General features: G+C 37.8%; 13 protein-coding genes. 4 read left to right on the forward strand and 9 right to left on the reverse strand.

Annotated elements, in window-relative coordinates:
• Nucleotides 1-236 precede the first annotated feature (236 nt).
• Nucleotides 237-1,610 carry a dihydrolipoyl dehydrogenase gene (locus M2R48_RS02475; RefSeq protein WP_262084979.1) on the reverse strand — a complete coding sequence of 458 codons (1,374 nt, stop codon included), beginning with the start codon at nt 1,608-1,610 and terminating at the stop codon, nt 237-239.
• 142 nt (nt 1,611-1,752) lie between these two features.
• Here M2R48_RS02475 and M2R48_RS02480 point away from each other — a divergent pair, with 142 nt between their 5' ends.
• Nucleotides 1,753-3,768: a CARDB domain-containing protein gene (locus M2R48_RS02480; RefSeq protein ID WP_262084980.1), complete on the forward strand. Its 2,016-nt coding sequence runs from the start codon at nt 1,753-1,755 to the stop codon at nt 3,766-3,768.
• A 352-nt stretch (nt 3,769-4,120) separates the two neighbouring features.
• Here the strand turns inward: M2R48_RS02480 and M2R48_RS02485 are convergent, their stop codons facing one another.
• The 4 genes from M2R48_RS02485 to thyA form a co-directional block, all read right to left on the reverse strand.
• Nucleotides 4,121-4,561 (reverse strand): META domain-containing protein, encoded by a 441-nt coding sequence (locus tag M2R48_RS02485; protein ID WP_262084981.1) that lies wholly within the window; start codon nt 4,559-4,561, stop codon nt 4,121-4,123.
• A 77-nt stretch (nt 4,562-4,638) separates the two neighbouring features.
• A complete protein-coding gene (locus M2R48_RS02490) occupies nt 4,639-5,700 on the reverse strand; it encodes a DUF4105 domain-containing protein (RefSeq protein ID WP_262084982.1) in 1,062 nt (353 codons plus the stop codon).
• Between the two features lie 31 nt (nt 5,701-5,731).
• Nucleotides 5,732-6,244 (reverse strand): dihydrofolate reductase, encoded by a 513-nt coding sequence (locus tag M2R48_RS02495; RefSeq protein WP_154130104.1) that lies wholly within the window; start codon nt 6,242-6,244, stop codon nt 5,732-5,734.
• Nucleotides 6,245-6,323: 79 nt separating this feature from the next.
• A complete protein-coding gene (gene thyA / locus M2R48_RS02500) occupies nt 6,324-7,166 on the reverse strand; it encodes a thymidylate synthase (protein WP_096732948.1) in 843 nt (280 codons plus the stop codon).
• 174 nt (nt 7,167-7,340) lie between these two features.
• Between thyA and M2R48_RS02505 the strand changes: the two genes are divergently transcribed.
• Nucleotides 7,341-8,138: a YwqG family protein gene (locus tag M2R48_RS02505; protein ID WP_262084983.1), complete on the forward strand. Its 798-nt coding sequence runs from the start codon at nt 7,341-7,343 to the stop codon at nt 8,136-8,138.
• Between the two features lie 407 nt (nt 8,139-8,545).
• Complete coding sequence (locus tag M2R48_RS02510) at nt 8,546-9,073, forward strand: hypothetical protein (RefSeq protein ID WP_004726489.1); 528 nt, start codon at nt 8,546-8,548, stop codon at nt 9,071-9,073.
• 108 nt (nt 9,074-9,181) lie between these two features.
• On the opposite strand, the gene M2R48_RS02515 is transcribed toward M2R48_RS02510, so the two are convergent.
• The 3 genes from M2R48_RS02515 to lgt all read right to left on the reverse strand — a co-directional run bounded on the left by M2R48_RS02515 (nt 9,182) and on the right by lgt (nt 10,844).
• The gene (locus M2R48_RS02515; RefSeq protein ID WP_262084984.1) at nt 9,182-9,553 is read right to left on the reverse strand and encodes a hypothetical protein; all 372 of its coding nucleotides are present in this window, start codon (nt 9,551-9,553) and stop codon (nt 9,182-9,184) included.
• Nucleotides 9,553-9,939, reverse strand: a complete 387-nt coding sequence (locus M2R48_RS02520; RefSeq protein ID WP_262084985.1) for a hypothetical protein — start codon at nt 9,937-9,939, stop codon at nt 9,553-9,555. Before M2R48_RS02520 ends, M2R48_RS02515 begins: the two co-directional genes overlap by 1 nt.
• Before the next feature lie 86 nt (nt 9,940-10,025).
• On the reverse strand, nt 10,026-10,844 hold the full coding sequence (lgt, locus tag M2R48_RS02525) for a prolipoprotein diacylglyceryl transferase (protein ID WP_004726496.1): 819 nt from the start codon (nt 10,842-10,844) through the stop codon (nt 10,026-10,028).
• Between the two features lie 94 nt (nt 10,845-10,938).
• On the opposite strand from lgt, the gene M2R48_RS02530 reads away from it, so the two are divergent.
• Nucleotides 10,939-11,721, forward strand: coding sequence for an NRDE family protein (locus M2R48_RS02530; RefSeq protein WP_262084986.1), 783 nt, complete (start codon nt 10,939-10,941; stop codon nt 11,719-11,721).
• A gap of 51 nt (nt 11,722-11,772) precedes the next feature.
• On the opposite strand, the gene M2R48_RS02535 is transcribed toward M2R48_RS02530, so the two are convergent.
• Nucleotides 11,773-13,938: a PhoX family protein gene (locus M2R48_RS02535; protein WP_262084988.1), complete on the reverse strand. Its 2,166-nt coding sequence runs from the start codon at nt 13,936-13,938 to the stop codon at nt 11,773-11,775.
• Nucleotides 13,939-14,319: the final 381 nt, after the last annotated feature.

Consider the following 14,319-nt stretch of genomic DNA (forward strand, 5'->3'; position numbering starts at 1 on the left):
CCACCTGATCCCTTCCCGAACTCAGAAGTGAAACCTCTTAGCGCTGATGGTAGTGTGGGGTTACCCATGTGAGAGTAAGTCATCGCCAGCTTTTAAATCTAAAACACCCCGATCTCTAGAGAGAGCGGGGTGTTTTTTTATGCCGAATGTTTATTAGCTAAATAAAAAGAAATCTGCGAAAGGAAATATAAAAGCTCTATTCTTTAAAATAGAGCTTAATTTGATAGGTAAAAACGTTATTTAAGCTGTCTTCGGGCATGTTTTAATGCTGTTCTTAAGCCTTCTTCCAAGGTTGGATGATAAAAAGGTTTTGCTAATATCTCATCAATTGTCAGCTGGTCTGCAATGATCCAAGAGAGTAAGTGGGTCATATGTTCGGCAGACTCAACAAAAAGTTCAGCCCCTAAGAGTTTTCTACTTTGCTGATCTACATAAACTTCAATAGCACCTTTATTTTTACCTAAAACCAATGCACGACCTTGCTTTTCATAAGAAGCAAAACCTGTAACAAATGTTGTGTCTGATTTTGACAACGTGGCAAAGTTTTGCCCAGCAATTCCCATTTCTGGACTACAGAACACAATACCTAAAGGGGATAGGTTATTTAAGTTGTGTATATTGGGAAAATTTAAACAACTTGAAATGACATTTCTTCCTTCATTTGCAGCCTCATGTTGTAAAGGCGTTCGGGTAAAAGCATCGCCAATAATAAATATTGGAAAATCAGCCAGTTGTTTAGTGCTGGGATGAACTGGTAATTGTTTTAAATCTGAGAATGACTGATCAATGTTTTCGAGGGACAAGGTTGATAAGTGTGTAGCACGACCAGTCGCATTTAAAATATAGTCAACCTGTATGGATTTAGATTCATTATTTTCAATAAAAGATATTTCAACCCCATTTTCAAGATCTTGGATTGAATCAGGTAAAACTTCAAATTTAATATTAAGTTCTTTGGATAACTCTGCTTGTGCGATTTCTTGTAAATTAGGGCTACTAAGTACCCCCACTTTTTTGCTTCTTGCAAAAACAGTTGTATTTACACCTAGGCGATGCATTGCTTGAGCCAATTCAATTGCAATCACACCACTGCCGATCACGGCAATAGACTTAGGCAGTGTCTCAAGCTCAAATACTTCATCTGAAGTAATCAGTTTATTGCCTATTTTATTTTTCCAATCTTGGTTATAGGTCGGTGTTGAGCCTACAGCAAGAATAAATGATTTAGATTGATAATGTTTTCCATCGACCTCAACCGTATTTGCATTTACAAATTGAGCTTCACCATCAATTTTATGTGCAGCCTCCCAACTTTCTACATCTTTAAGCGTTGCACGAGCAAAGCGGTCACGTAAATTTCTGACATGTTGCATAACTTGACGTGTATCGATCTCTGCTTTTACCTCTAAAGCGACTTCTTTGGCATTTTGAATGTCATACATCCGATTTGCAGTTGAAATGAGAACTTTACTTGGCATACAGCCAACACGGACACAGGTTGTATCCCATGGACCTTTATTGATAATCAGTATGTTAGATGTATATTTGATTGCTTCTTTATATGCACTAATACCCGCTGTTCCTGCGCCAATGATGATGATGTCGTACATGATATAAACCTGATTTTAAATAATAGTAATTACATTAAAAAACATTTTGAAATAGCATATTTACACATATAGATAACTATGCTTACATAGCATTCAAAATAATCTACAACAATTTTTGGGGATTCTTAGGTTGAGTAAAATTATGGATACTAGAAAACTTACTGGAAAGTTAAGTGCTATTGCAATTTCTATTTTGTTAGCGAGTTGTGGTGGGGGCGGTGGAGGTTATTATGATAAAAATGATAACGGAACAGGCAATGGTAATGGTGGAACTACAGTTGAAGCTGTGAACATTACAAATATTGCTTTATACGATGTAAATAACGCAGTTACAAACTCTATTACTGCTGCTGGTGTAACAGCAAAAGTAAAAGTGACAGATAAGACTGGTAAAGGTATTAGTGGTGCAGTTGTCACCTTTAGTGGGGAAGGCGTAGTTTTTGGGACAACAAATGCCGCTGTACTTACAAATGCTGATGGTGAAGCCAGTATTTCAATTAAACCCCAAGACTTAAATACAACGGGTGCATATCAGATATCTGCTACTGCAAATTATAATGGTACTTCAGCAACAACAAGCCCTTATAATTTCAGCTTACAAGCAGCAAATATTGTCTTAGTGGGAATGGTTGCAGCAACGACTGATTTAGAGTCTGGTGCATCAACAAATATCACATTAAAGACACAAGATGCAAATACAAAAGTTAATCAAAATAACGTTACAGTGAATTTTAGTGCATCATGCGGTACCTTTGAACCAGCAATTGTTGCTTCTTCAAACCAAGGTGATGTTACGACTTCTTATAAAGCGATTGGGACTGATGGGAAGTTATGTGAGGGTAAACATACAATTAGAGCTTCAGGTTCGAATATTCCTGAATCAAAAGTTGAAGTAAATATAGCCGCTACTGAAGCAAACTCTTTAGTTTATACAACGACTAATGCTGTAAATTTAGGTATAAAAAATAGCGGTTCTGCTGCATCAGGTCAAATTGAATTTACTTTGTACGCGAACGGTACACCAGCCGCGAATAAAGATGTAAACATTGAGCTGGTTCGTGCTCCTGAGGATTTAAGTTTTATCTCTTTAGGTAATCGTGCGATTAAAACTGTAAAAAGTGATCCAAATGGTAAAGTTGTTGTAACTTTATATCCAGGAGATAAACCTGGACCTGTGGAAATAAAAGCAACACTAGTATCAAACAATACCGTCTCCGCTTTATCTAAAAATGTAGCAGTTTCTACAGGTAGAGTAACTCAAGACGGTTTCAGTTTATCTGTTAGCAAAAATGCTTTGCAGAACAAGGTTGATGGTGATAGTGCAACGATCAATGTGATGCTGAGGGATCGTACTGGTAATCCTGTACCAAATGGTACGGTTGTGAGCTTTGTTAGTGAAGGCGGTGTTGTTACCCCTAATTGTTCTACTACAGATGGACGATGTTCAGTAACATTATCAGTGCAAGATCCTCGTCCTTTAGATAATCGAGTTACTGTTTTAGCTTATGTTGAAGGGGATAAGCAGTACATTGATAAGAATGGTAATAATCTTTATGATGAAGGTGAACCATTTGCTAAATTGGTAAATGATAGTACTGGAAAATTAGTAGAAGAAAATACGAATATTGGTGATTTCTTTCGTGATGATAATGAAAATAATCAATATGATGCAAATTTTGGTGAATATATTTATAAGCGTAGTTTTGGAAACTCATTATGTGGTCTTTCTACAATAGATCAACCAAATATTGCAGGTACATGTAATAGTGGTTTAAGTGCTGTTCTCCGTCAGCAGTTACTATTTGCATTTTCAGAAAATACAGCAACATTTACAAATGTGACTGCTAGCGGTAGCTTATTGTCTTTTAATTTATATGGGAACAGTATGCAAAGTGTTCCTATGCCGACAGGTTCTACTGTAAGTGTTACACCTGAAGATAATACCAAAGACAATAATTTGTCCTGTTCAGCTGAACTAGTGCAAGGAAGCTCTCCAGTAGCAAGTGTTTTTAACCTATTAACACCAACAACATTTAAAAATAGTACACAAGCATTCTATGGCTATCGCTTAAAAGAGTGTGCGGTGGGTGATATGTTCAAGGTGTCAGTTGCTGCTCCTGATGGTAAAGTTTCAACGATATTTGTTGCATATAAATAGAGAAAAAGTACTTTGATAAAAAACAGCGCTTCGGCGCTGTTTTTTATTTAACAGATGTTCCCATACTTACCCCAACCGTAGGTCTTACATTCATTGAACTACATGCAGATAAAAGTAGACATGAGATCAAGATAAGGCCAATAACTTTCATAGAAATATCCAAATTTTAAGTTGTTGTTATTCTAATCCCATTGATAAGACGGCGTGTGTAGTAAAATTATTGTCTTTCATTGATTGAGTTAAAATTTTTATTCAATTTCATTGTTGATATTGGATTCTATAATCTGAGGTGTTTAAAAGCCTAACGTTTTAAGCTTTTAAACTGTATATATAAATAACTGATTCGGTGATGTTATGGTGTTGTAAATTGCAAAACACGATTACCATATTGATCAACTAACTTTAACGTTTTGTCATAGACTTGATAACCTTTCACTTTATTGAGTGCTTCAGTATAGTCAGCCGCAAGTTTCATAGTGTCCTGACAATACATACGAGTAGAGCCGAGTTGTCCTAAGGTCAAGTGTTGTCCTTTGATCGCATAGGCGCCCATAATGCGATTACAGCCATCTGCTCCACTTATCTGTAAATCTGAACCAAATTGAATGCTTGGTATGTTGTGAGCATTTGGCGTTGCTTTATATTCTGTTGCACCAATATGCGTGAGTGTCCAATTTTTGTTTTGCAACAAACTTAAATTTTGGCTTTGTTGATCGGTACTTGGTGTAGATGCACATCCAGAAAACAAGAGCGTTGCTGTGATGAATGTGGTTGCGAGTATGGATTTAAACATGCGTATTCTCCTAATTTTAATGATTATATAAACAAAATTGAGTTAAACCATAAAGACGAGCTGACTAAAGCTATACATTATTGAGCATGTTCATCAGGTAAACCAAAACGAATCACTTTAGAAAAGTTATCGCTATTTTGATATTTAAACTGAGCATATTCAGCCGTTCTTGGATTGATATGTGCTTTTTTATACCATTCTTTGATTGACCATTGATGATTTAATGCACCCAAATCATAAAGATAATTGGGTAAATAACCTGAAGCCAATAAACGATAATCTGTTGGTAATTTTTCAGGGGAAATCGCCTGAACCATATCAAAAACCAAAGTTGTACAGTTACTAGTTAGGGTGTTGTACCACTTTGGATGTTCTGCCAAAGCGGAAGATTTCAAAAGATACTCTTCAAATAATGCTTTGGTTTCTGCTTTTGGTAATTGAATCGGGAAAAAATAAACCTGTTCACCTCGAATATTACTTCGTGTATAAACAATATCTTTTTCATCTGCAGCGATTAGGCTTAGCTCAAATTGTCTAAAAAACCCACCAATTGCAGAAAAGTTTTCATTTTTTTCTTTCCGGATTTCAATGGAAAAAACGAGTGGGCGTTGATTTAAAAAATCAAAGCTGACCAAGGTATGGGCAATCTGTGGTCCCATCCAATAAGAGGTGATGATATTGACGCCTGTAATTTCATCTAAGTTGTAGCTTCTGGTTTCCCAGCGTTCGTCATATTGATCAGAGGAGTGCCAATTAAAGTTGCGGACATTATGAATCGTGACAAGATTACCTTGCTGCTCATAAGTAAAAATTCTGGAAACCTCTGGACTCCATTGACGATATTGCTGTGCAGGAATATTGAAGTACCAGATTAAGCTGACAATAAAGGCGATGATATAGATCAGACTGTCAGTTTTTCGGCTAAATATATTTTTAGTAAAATAGATTCCAAGAATACTCAGTGCAAAAATAATCCAAACAGGGATGATGATATAACTGAAAATCTTTCCTAAGGGGTGTTGAATCCAAATCGCGAAACAAAACCACAGGCTGCTCAATACGACAAATAGGCTAAACAAGGAATGGATTATCCCCATTCCGAGTGTATGTAGTAATGATCTTGTTTTTAAGCTATCCATAAGCCGCTATTTTTGTTCATAAAGTTCAGTGCTATTTTCGGTATGTTGCAAACTCAAAAGCAATAGCTGTTTTGTCATCAACATGTGACTCACTCGCAACTTTTTTAAATTCCGCTGGAATTTCTGGATAATACGCATCCCCTTGTACATCGAGCTCAATGTGGGTGAGCTCTAAACGATCTGCAATGTGCATGGTTTGTTTGAAAATTTCACCACCACCAATGATAAAGATACTGGCAGGTTTTTCTGATGCCAATACATCAGGAATCGCTTGCTCCAAAGCAGCATCTATACTATGGGCCGTTTTAACCCCAGCAAAGCTCCAATCCTGATCACGGGTAATTACCCAATTGACACGTTTAGGTAATGCACGTCCCATCGATTCAAGCGTTTTACGTCCCATCACCACAACACCACCTTGGGTGATTTCTTTGAAGTGCTTAAGGTCTGCTGAAATATGCCATGGAAGATCGTTCGCTTTACCAATGCAACGTTGTTGATCCATTGCAACGACATGCACAATTTCAAAGTTTTTAAATGTCATAATGAATTCGCTTATTATCCATTTGAAAATTTTCCCTCCTATTACAAGGAGGGAATAAGGAAAGACTGGATTAAAATATTTAAACAGCTACAGGTGCTTTAATTGCAGGATGTGACTCATAACCTGTAATTTCAATATCTTCAAATTTAAAGTCAAAAATATCCTTAATTTCAGGATTTAACTTGAGTTGACACAATGGTAGGGGGGCACGTGTTAACTGAAGTTTTGCTTGTTCAAAATGGTTAACATATAAATGTGTATCACCGCCAGTCCAGACAAAATCACCTACGCCTAAACCACAAACTTGAGCAACCATATGAGTCAGTAGAGCATAGCTGGCAATATTAAATGGCACCCCTAAGAAAACATCTGCACTACGTTGATAAAGTTGGCAAGACAACTTTCCATCCTGAACAAAAAATTGGAATAAAGTGTGGCATGGCGGTAAGGCAACTTTACCTGCTTCATTTGGGTTCCAGCCAGACACAATCAAACGACGTGAGTTTGGATTGGTCTTGATTTCATTGACCAACCAACTGATTTGGTCAAAACCATCATTTTCAAACAAACCATTGTCTTTTTGCGTTGCGCCAAAGTTACGCCATTGATGACCATAGACTGGGCCCAATTCACCCTCAGGGCGTCCAAAACGGGCAGTCTGCTCAGCGGTAGACCATTCATCCCAGATTGAAACCTTATTGTCTTTTAAATATTGAACATTGGTGTCGCCTTTTAGGAACCACAGCAGTTCAATCACAATTGAGCGGAAATGAACTTTTTTAGTGGTCAGTAGCGGAAACCCTTTTGACAAGTCAAAACGCATTTGATGACCAAATACAGAACGAGTACCTGTACCAGTACGATCACCTTTGTCACCGCCATCGTCTAGGATATGTTGTAGAAGGTCTAAATACGCTTTCATATAGTGTCCAATTTGGGGCGTCTATACGACACAAATGACAGATTATGTCGCATGATTACCCATTCGTAATGTTTCTGAATAGCTTCAGAGTTTATACTAATCTGACTTTCTTTTTAAGCTAGATTATTTTCTGTTTTGCATCCATCTAACATCTAAAACTAAGAGTATTTGAAAATGAGTATAAATTTGAATGAGCTCCCAGCATGTTTACAGCCTTATAAAACGCAAATTATTGCGACAAAAAAAGACAGTATAGAAATATCATTAGTGCCGACTGAAGATTTACAGATTTGGCAAAGCAAAGTGGGTGGAAATCCCTATTTACCTGTAGGAAAGCAATACCCGCAGAGTGCGGAGGGTGATGACCTACAATTATTGGCGCAGATCAATTTTGCAGAATTGCCAGAAAATCAACATTATCCAAAGTCCGGAATTTTACAGTTTTTTATCAATCCGCATGATGATTTATATGGTCTCAATTTTGATGATCAAAAAAAGCAAGATGGCTTTCGCGTAGTTTTCTATGACAAGATTGAGCAAGATCTTGCACTTTTACAAAGCGATTTTCCAAGTTTTGCTGAGGACGATATTTATAGTCCTATTGCAGGGCAATCTGCGATTCAGTTTGAGAAGGCTGAAAGCTATATTGATATGAACAATTTTGATTTTGCTCAAAAAGTCACAGACCCTTATGAAAGAGACGATGAAGAAGAGTTTTGTGATGAATACAGTGAAGTTTTTTCCGCAAGCGGACATCGTTTAGGGGGATATCCATTTTTTACTCAATCTGATCCGCGTGAATACAATGAATCTATTCAAGATTATATTTTGCTGTTGCAGATTGATACAGGTGAAGCTGAAGGTATTGAGATCATGTGGGGCGACTCAGGTGTAGGGAACTTCTTTATTCATCCGGATGATCTTGAAAAAAGAGATTTCTCTAAAGTGGTGTATAACTGGGATTGTTATTAAGCAGCGACGGCATGATTTCTAAAAAGCTGATGTTGATAACATCAGCTTTTTATTGAAAAAATCTTTCTTTGGCATACGATTTTGCTGAACTCATAAAACAAAAGTGTGACTGAATTGACAGTTTAATATGTTGATTAATTTAAGAAAATATTTTAATGATACGGCCGAGTAAACTTTTATTGATTAATTTTTAAACAAACAAACCCAGATGGTGAATTGTGTAATGTCAGCAGTTTCAGTAGCTTGAGGCGCTACAAATGGGATTTATTAACACTTACATATTTTTTTACATGTTTTAAGTCTACATTTTAAGAATTGCTGATTACTATTCATGGCTTGTGAAAAGTTGTTATTGGTTTAAACAAGGTGGTTTGAATCAATTCAAAAGGGTAGTTTGAGGACAATGCATGATTTACGACCACAATGTTAATATGAATGAATACGTGAATCCCACGGTTCATATTCAGATTCGATCGGAAAATCAAAATAATAATTTTCGACCAGATGAATACTTAAAAAATAAAGCATTTGAAACTTTTAAAAATCAAACTGAAGCATTTAAGAAAGAAAGCTTAATCGATATTAGCAAATTTACTGAAAAACTTGTCAGTATGTCGCGTAGTACTACTGCACATCGTTGTGCAAGATATGTGCGTATAGCACTTGAATCAGCTGGTGCACGTTTTTCTGATCATCCTGTTGCCGCTTCAGATTGGGGTTCGACTTTAACTGAGATTGGTTATAAGCAAATCCGTCCTGACTTCGATAATCCTCAAGAAGGTGATATTTATATCATCAACAGCACCAGTCGCCATCGTTATGGTCATATTGCTGGATTTACAGGTTCTCAATGGGTTTCTGATTTTAGACAACGTAGTTACGATGTGTATAAAGACCCAAATGTAACCTATGAATATTATCGTCTAGCTGCTTAGTTTCACAGTCAAAAGCATTTAATCTATTACGGATTAAAAGATAAAAAAGGAAGCTTTTGGAATGAAAGGCTTCCTTTTTTATTACTATGCTTTTTTACTACAACACCTTTAGTCAAAACGTTTTGCGCGATTTTGATAAATTGACATGATAAATAGACCCAATGCAGCAAAACCAATGGCTTGAATCGAGGTCAATATTTTATGTTGTGCGGGTAAAAAAGCCATTAAAAGCATAAGTGCAAGCAATGGGTAGATTGAAAATAAAATTTTAAAACCTTGAGCATAGACATTATGTTGAGCAATTTTTAGCCCCAGCATTCTTAATAAATGCGTAGAGATTCCAATTGCTAAACATATCACGGTAAACGTTGAACTTAACTTCTCAATCGTGGCGCAATAATAAATTATCACACAGGTTAAGATTGAGATGATCACTTTCATTTCACGGCTACAGCGCGCTGAATACCAAAAATCTAACATTATTTAGATACTTGTTCAGATGAATTTTTATTGAGTAGCGAGAGTGGTGAAAAAATACAAACCGCTAGGGCCATAAAACCAATACCTTGAGCGCCTGGGATCAAAATTTCACCATTGTTCATATTTTTAAAAACCAATGCCAAAACTAAAGCCAGTGGAATCCAAGTCAATAAACGATAAAGAAATCCTGTTGGGCGTTGGGCTGCAAAATGAACCTTACAGTAACGACAAATCAGAAAAATAATACCTGTACCTGCAAAAAGTAAAATATTATCAAGGGTTAGAGGCTGGTACCAATATAGTCCAATAGTAACCAGCGCCAATAAAATAAGGAAAATGAGCTTCTTTGCAACCGAGACTTTAGGATCAAACCAAAATTCAAGCATAGTGATTTCGTTTAAATTGAATAATGATAATTTAGCATAAAAAAGGTGAAGCTTAGCTTCACCTTTTTAAACTTAGCCCATAAGGCTTAAGTATTTTTTTGTGGACCCCAGTCAAAAATTTTCTTTTGGTAAGCGTACCAAATTAACCATAATCCAATCAGAATCATTGGGAATGAGAGGATTTGACCTTTGGTCATCCAGCCAAACAGGATATAACCTTGATCTGCATCAGGTTCACGGAAGAATTCCATAAAGAATCGAGCACAGCCATAACCCATTAGAAAGATTGCAGATACGGCATAACGTGGGCGTGGTTTAGCACTATAGAACCATAGAATAAGGAACAGCAGCAGTCCTTCACACAGCGCTTGATAGAGCTGAGATGGATGACGAACCAAATGTAGTGGATCAGTCGGGAAGATCATACCTAGCGCAAAGTTAGGGTCAGAAACTTGACGACCATATAATTCACCACCTATGAAGTTACCAATTCGACCAAACATCAAGCCCGTCGGTACACAGGGTGCAATGAAATCTAGTGTTTCAAACCAAGTTTTCTTGTATTTATGGCACCACAAAAGCATGGCGATCATTACACCAAGGAAGCCCCCGTGGAAACTCATACCGCCAGTCCAGACTTTAAATAGCCAGATAGGATCTGCTAAAAATTTGCCAAACTCGTAAAATAAAACATAGCCTACACGACCACCGAGCACAACCCCAAGTGCGCCAAAGAACACCAGATCTGAAACCATTTCAGAGTTCCAGTCAGCACGTTGTTTAGCGCGATAAGTAGCAAGTCCCCAAGCACATAAAAATGCCAAGAGATACATCAGTCCATACCAATGGACGTTGAGTGGACCCAGTGATATCGCAATTGGGTCAATATTCGGGTAGGTGAGCATTCCTAATCCTTGATTTTCTATTTTGCACAGATTTTAGCTGAAACATATTAAAAATGTTGTACATTCAATGTGTAAACTTCATGGAATGTATTTTATGTGTATTGTGGCATTGGCTTGGCAAGTTTTGGATGATTTACCTGTTTGTTTAATTTCAAATCGTGACGAATTCTACCATCGTCCAAGCACTCAATTACAGTCATGGGCGAACAGTCCGATTATTGCAGGGCAAGATTTGCAATCAGGCGGAACATGGATGGGGGTTACACCACAGGGACGTTGGGCAGTGATTACCAATTATCGTGATGGTGCTGATAAACAAACTTATCCCACTACGCGTGGCTATTTGATTCAAGCCTTTTTAGCGTCAGATCAAACACCAATTCGTTTTGCACAAGCATTGGAAAAGCAGCAAAGAGATTATGCGGGTTTTAACTTATTTGTGGGTGATCGACAGCAAGCTGTTTATATGAGTAATCGCGGTGAAGCCCCACAAGTGTTATCCCAAGGTGTATTTGTTGTTTCAAATGGCTTGATGTCAGATGATTGGGAAAAAACCAAGCATTTACGTAAACGCTTTACCCAAGAATTTTTACCCATGTTGCAAGTTCCTGCTATCCCAGAGCAAGATCTACAATTCGCTGTTTGGGACATTTTAGAAGATGAACGAAAAATTATTCCTGATTTACTGCCCAATACTGGAATTAATCCTGAAATGGAAGCGTTGTTGTCTTCAACATTTATTCAAAGTCCAATTTATGGCACACGCTGTTCCAACTTTTTAAGAATAAGCAGTACGCAGATTGATTGGATCGAAAAAACACAACAAGGTGAACATATGGGCGAGTTAGTCGAGATTAAGCGCACTATTGAAAAATAAAAAGCCATAGCAACTTTCGTCACTATGGCTTTAAAAAATAAATTTAGTTGATTAGCCAGCAATTACACCGCCATCTTTACGAGTAATGACGACCGTTGCCGAGCGTGGGCGAGCGGTCTTATTGCTTGGATCTTTTTGTGAGGCAGGCCAGTTACTTGATGGCTTATCAAAGCTAGGTGAGTCTTCACCTGGATGCTGAACATTGATAAAAATGGCTTTATAGTCGGGTGTCATGGTGACACCTGTGATTTCACATTGTTTTGGGCCTGTTAAGAAGCGACGCAGGTTTTCATCAGTGACTTGTTTACCTACGATCGTTTCTTGCCCAGCAGATGTTATTGCTTTTGCACCATCACCGACTTTACCAGGGAGTGCAGCAAGCATCATACAGTTGGTGGTATCTGTATAAGCACCGTCATCCGTTTGAATCCAAAGTACACCACGTGGATCGAACCACATACCATCTGGTGAAGATAAATCATTGTTATCATTTAAACCAGACAGATTGATATTGCTGGCCATTTTTGCTTCAGCACCAAAGAGGTAGATATCCCAAGTAAAGCTTTCAGCAGTGGTTTTATTATCTTTTTCATGGAAGCGAATAATGTGACCATTTACATTGCCTTTACCGCCTTCTGGGTCGCTATAGTTTCGTGGATTTGCGGCATCTAATGCATGTGCTGTACCACGGTTCGAGTTATTGGTTAGTGTGACATAGACTTCACCATTCTCGGGGTTCACCGCAACCCATTCTGGGCGATCCATTTTGGTGGCTTTGACCGAATCACCTGCTAAACGTGCAAAAGTAGTGACATCGGCTTGAGATCTAAAAGGATAGACGGTATTGCTATCATTTAAACCATTTTTACCGTATGCCAATTCAATCCATTTACCTGTACCATCATTATTGAACTGCGCAACATATAACTTGCCACTGTTCATATATTTATCGCCAGCGCGATAGCCACCATTGACATCTTTTGCATCCCACTTCGCATCAGATACAAATTTGTAGATATATTCGCCACGTGAGTCATCGCCCATATAGAAGGCCAGATTTTCCCCTTCGATTAAACGGCTTGAGCGACAGTCTTCATGTGCAAAGCGACCTAAAGATGTACGTTTAACTGGGTTTGAACGACTATCGAATGGATCGATTTCAACAATCCAACCAAAGGTATTTGCACCGTTGCGATAATCTTTGTCTGCTGAGTCAGCGGTAATTGAAGCGTTCCAACGGTCATATAAGTCTTGGCTCTCGATCGCCCCAATCGCAGTTTCCCAGCCATAACGTGAGCTGGCACCATCTTTTAAACCATAGCGATTCAGTGCGATGATTTCAGCAGCGCTGCGTTTTGCATCATCACCTTTATTACGCACAAAGTATCCAATAAAGTTTTCTTCTGTGGTGAGGTAAGTCCCCCAAGGCGTATAACCATTACCACAGTTATTATGTGTGCCACGTGTTTGCTTTGCTGAGCTTGAGTATTTGGTTTTTACCAAATCGGAACCTGCAACTGTACCTGCAAAGTCCATGACCGTTGACGCTGTAATACGACGATTAAATGGAGAGCTTTTTACAATCTCTACTTTTTGTGTAGTTGCATCTTTCTTTAATTCAATGACGGAAACACCGTGTGCATTGACTTCACGAATCACTTCATCTTCTGGGCGACGACCATTTACTTTTGTTGCACCTTTAGGATGTAAGAAGGTTTGGTTAATGTATTCATGGTTCATGACCAGTAAGCCACGGTTTGAGGCTTTCGCATCATATTTAGAGCTATTGGAATTTAAGCCAAAATAACTCATACCATCATGACAATCGCCTGAACGCGCTGTAAAGCTGACCCCTGAAGGAACATTATTGTCATCCCAGTCAGGGATCGTTTGCGTTAATGGATCACCTAAAGCATAAAGCACATTTGCCTCATAACCAGCAGGAACAGTGACGATGTCATTGAGGTTTTTTGCAACAGGGTTAAAGGTGAATTTTTCTGGTTTTTTAACGGTTGTTGTTGGTGTTGAATTATTGTCATCGTCGTCATTACAGCCGACTAGGCTTGATGCTAAAGCGAGAGCAGCTGCACCACTTGCTGTTTTTGTAATTAAACTACGACGAGAAATCCGTTGTTCTAAAATGTCACGGAAATGTGTGTTATTCGAAGTATTGTTATCTAACTCTTGATTTTCATGATATGGCGTGAGGTCTGTCATACGATTCCCTTTGGCTTTAAGTCTTGATTAAATGTGATTTTGATTCAGCTTAAAAACATACAGAACAAATGTGTAAGATCTCTTACTCTTATATTTAATATTGGTTAAATTTAATCTTATTTTAAGAAAGTAATAGGATTGTCATATTTGTATTTAGATAATTACTGTGCTGTTCAATTTCTATAAACATTGAGATATGACTGATTGAGCTTGATATGTGCTTGGTGAATTGAATCAACAGGATTAACTTGTAGTTATTTTTTTTATAGAGATGTTTCATAAAGAGATTTTAATAATAGGCTTCTTTTCTAAGCGCTTATTAAAAGCATAGATCAACAGAAAGTCCCCCTCATCCTAACCTTCTCCCGAGGGGGAGAAGGA

Origin of the sequence: Acinetobacter sp. I-MWF (assembly GCF_025433935.1) — a bacterium.
Lineage (GTDB): Bacteria > Pseudomonadota > Gammaproteobacteria > Pseudomonadales > Moraxellaceae > Acinetobacter > Acinetobacter guillouiae.

Bases quoted from the DNA above. Each gene is read 5' to 3' on its own strand.
- M2R48_RS02475 (WP_262084979.1), bottom strand. From the start codon at position 1,610: ATGTACGACATCATCATCATTGGCGCAGGAACAGCGGGTATTAGTGCA.
- M2R48_RS02480 (WP_262084980.1), top strand. From the start codon at position 1,753: ATGGATACTAGAAAACTTACTGGAAAGTTAAGTGCTATTGCAATTTCT.
- M2R48_RS02485 (WP_262084981.1), bottom strand. From the start codon at position 4,561: ATGTTTAAATCCATACTCGCAACCACATTCATCACAGCAACGCTCTTG.
- M2R48_RS02490 (WP_262084982.1), bottom strand. From the start codon at position 5,700: ATGGATAGCTTAAAAACAAGATCATTACTACATACACTCGGAATGGGG.
- M2R48_RS02495 (WP_154130104.1), bottom strand. From the start codon at position 6,244: ATGACATTTAAAAACTTTGAAATTGTGCATGTCGTTGCAATGGATCAA.
- thyA (WP_096732948.1), bottom strand. From the start codon at position 7,166: ATGAAAGCGTATTTAGACCTTCTACAACATATCCTAGACGATGGCGGT.
- M2R48_RS02505 (WP_262084983.1), top strand. From the start codon at position 7,341: ATGAGTATAAATTTGAATGAGCTCCCAGCATGTTTACAGCCTTATAAA.
- M2R48_RS02510 (WP_004726489.1), top strand. From the start codon at position 8,546: ATGATTTACGACCACAATGTTAATATGAATGAATACGTGAATCCCACG.
- M2R48_RS02515 (WP_262084984.1), bottom strand. From the start codon at position 9,553: ATGTTAGATTTTTGGTATTCAGCGCGCTGTAGCCGTGAAATGAAAGTG.
- M2R48_RS02520 (WP_262084985.1), bottom strand. From the start codon at position 9,939: ATGCTTGAATTTTGGTTTGATCCTAAAGTCTCGGTTGCAAAGAAGCTC.
- lgt (WP_004726496.1), bottom strand. From the start codon at position 10,844: ATGCTCACCTACCCGAATATTGACCCAATTGCGATATCACTGGGTCCA.
- M2R48_RS02530 (WP_262084986.1), top strand. From the start codon at position 10,939: ATGTGTATTGTGGCATTGGCTTGGCAAGTTTTGGATGATTTACCTGTT.
- M2R48_RS02535 (WP_262084988.1), bottom strand. From the start codon at position 13,938: ATGACAGACCTCACGCCATATCATGAAAATCAAGAGTTAGATAACAAT.